The following is a 1840-nucleotide window of genomic DNA, read 5'->3' as shown; positions in this document are numbered from 1 at the left end:
TCAGGCAAGGGGCAACAGTGGATCAAGGGATGATCGTCTCACTTTTTCCTGTCAATGCCATCTGGGTGAACAGTTACGAGTTGCATAGGTATCAATGGGAGCAGTTATGGCTGGTTTGTCTGAGTTCTTGAGTCTGCAATCTCGGGAAGAATTAGAGCAGATGATCGAGAGGATGGTCTCTGAACGTACAACTAAAGGGGATCAATCCACGCCCGATGGTCGTGTCACTCTTGGCAACGGGATCTCGCTATACAAACAAAAACAGAGCTCCAAGTGGTACTGTCGCGTTCATCAACCCAACAATGGCATATCTGATTATCGTCAAAGTACTAAAACAGCTGATTTAAATGAAGCTAAGGTAATGGCATATAAGATCGCATTTACGCTCGATAACAAGTTGTCCAATGGTATCCAAATTAAAAAGAACGTAATTTTTAAAACGATAGCAAATGAAATAATTGAGCTCTATAAAGATCGAAAAAAAGCTAATGATGGTTACTACGTTAGTGTGATAAGAAACCATCTAATTCCATATTTTGGTGGGATGGCAATTCAAGATGTTAACGAAAGATCAATCAGATTATTCTGGAGGCAATATGTCAAAGGACTTGTTGCAGCAAGAGAGGCAAAGGATCTATTAGATTTTCAAGCAGGAAAAGAGCTGCCCCCCCTTAAAGACATTGATGATATAAAAACATCGCTAGCACCCAGTAAAACTTTTAAAAATACTGTTCATATTCTATTGAAAAGGATTTTGAGTGAAGCTAAAGAGCAGGGATTGATTTCATTTTTACCTGATATGAAGAATAAGGTTGATGCGAAGAAAACAGCCAAAATTGAGTACTGGGAGACAGATGAAATTGAACTAATTTTTAATAAACTTTCTAACTGGTGTAATGCAGATACAGATGATAAAAACAAAAAGATACTTTTTTTATATTGTAAATTCCTTTATTTGACTGGCGTAAGAACTGGTGAGGAAGCAACAGGAATAACATGGAACGACATTATTCGTCGTGATGAAAATGGTTATGTAGATTACTATTGCAGAATAAATAAAGGCAAGCTAAAAGAAACTAAAAAAGTCGGAAGGGAAGTATTAATTGCAAAAGGGAATACAAAAACAGACAGCCGAGTAATAAAAGAAGTATTAATACCAATCGCTAAATTAGCGGGTTTTAAAAACTTTACTGACGCAAGAGAGAGTGGTGGTGATGGTAATATTTTCCCTTTAAATAGGCCACCTGAGATTTGGAAGAAATTTGCAAATGAAAACAGTGTAAAAGGTACACTTTATGGTTTCAGGCATACATACATAACAAATGAAATAATTAATGAGGTTCCTCTTGCTCATATTGCGATGCACGTTGGGAATAGTGTTAAGATGATTGAGGAACATTATTCACATGCAACAACGAGAGCTCTTAGAAATGCAGAGATAAAACGAAATAAGACCAAAAACAATAAAAATACGCTCTAATACACCTCAACATTTGGCGCGTTTATGCTTCGCAACGCGCCTAACGCTTCGCTTTTTATTCGTATTTTGTTGATGTTGCGCTTCGCTTTAAGATTTTTTAGTGCTTCGCGATATTTTTATTGGATGAAAATACAACGACAGTACAGTTAATTGGCACATAAGTGTAAATGAGAATTAATTCCATTAATCCTAATCATCATTCTCTCAAAGGCTGGCTAATGCTGCTCAGCTTGCTGAGCAAAAAACAAAAAACGATTCTCTTTTAAAAAAAACGATTCTCTTTCCTGATTACCCATGATTAGCAGTCAGTTACCACGAACTATACTGATCTTACGTACAGTTATCGAGGTGCGAGATCAT

General features: G+C 36.7%; 1 protein-coding gene. It reads left to right on the top strand.

Annotation, left to right across the window (positions count from 1 at the left end; all coding sequences use genetic code 11):
* The first annotated feature begins 106 nt into the window (after nucleotides 1–106).
* Entirely contained in the window at nucleotides 107–1480 is a 1374-nt protein-coding gene (locus OKC27_RS22620) for a hypothetical protein (RefSeq protein ID WP_141712028.1), read from the top strand.
* Nucleotides 1481–1840 lie beyond the last annotated feature (360 nt).

The organism is Aeromonas sp. QDB62, from assembly GCF_027705695.1.
Classification (GTDB): domain Bacteria; phylum Pseudomonadota; class Gammaproteobacteria; order Enterobacterales; family Aeromonadaceae; genus Aeromonas; species Aeromonas allosaccharophila.
This window is presented reverse-complemented; position numbering and strand designations above follow the sequence as displayed.

Excerpts from the sequence above, each read along its gene's own strand:
- OKC27_RS22620 (WP_141712028.1), top strand. The coding sequence starts at position 107 with ATGGCTGGTTTGTCTGAGTTCTTGAGTCTGCAATCTCGGGAAGAATTA.